General features: G+C 50.0%; 1 protein-coding gene. It reads left to right on the top strand.

Going from position 1 to position 504, the window contains the following annotated elements; translation table 11 throughout:
• Nucleotides 1-504 (top strand): discoidin domain-containing protein (locus C900_RS27750; RefSeq protein WP_040497728.1); only part of this gene is annotated, 504 nt, incomplete at both ends.

The raw sequence follows: 504 nt of genomic DNA, 5'->3' as shown, positions 1-504 counted from the left end.
CAGCGCCTATGACGGCAGCAAAGCCGTAGATGGCAATACAGGAACCAAGTGGACAACCAGCAGCAGCGCATACGCCCCACACTGGATTCGGATTGACCTTCAGCAAGAGTACAACGTTACCAGAGTAAAGATACTTCATGCTGCCACAGGCGGTGAGCCATACTATTTTAACACCAGAAGGTATAGCGTGCAGCTTAGCCTTGATGGTAATAACTGGACCACCGTGGCCACTTATACCAATACAGACCAGCACCATACTACTCATCATGACCCTCCTGCCAGTCAGCAAAGGGCCAGGTATGTACGCTTCTATGTGCATGAAGCTAATTTTATAGATCAATATGCACGCATCCCGGAGATAGAGGTTTATGGTAGTCCTGCAGGTTCGGGTGGGCCTTCCAACCTAAGCGTATCGACACCCTCTTGTTCCAATTCAGCTTATACCGCTAACTTTTCATGGTCGGGCAGCGGCTCAGGCTGGTGGATAGATGTTTCCGAGAACAG

The sequence above is a fragment of the Fulvivirga imtechensis AK7 genome (assembly GCF_000331535.1).
GTDB classification, from domain to species: domain Bacteria; phylum Bacteroidota; class Bacteroidia; order Cytophagales; family Cyclobacteriaceae; genus Fulvivirga; species Fulvivirga imtechensis.
The sequence above is the reverse complement of the archived record's forward strand: the minus strand, read 5'-3'. Positions and strand labels throughout refer to the sequence as shown.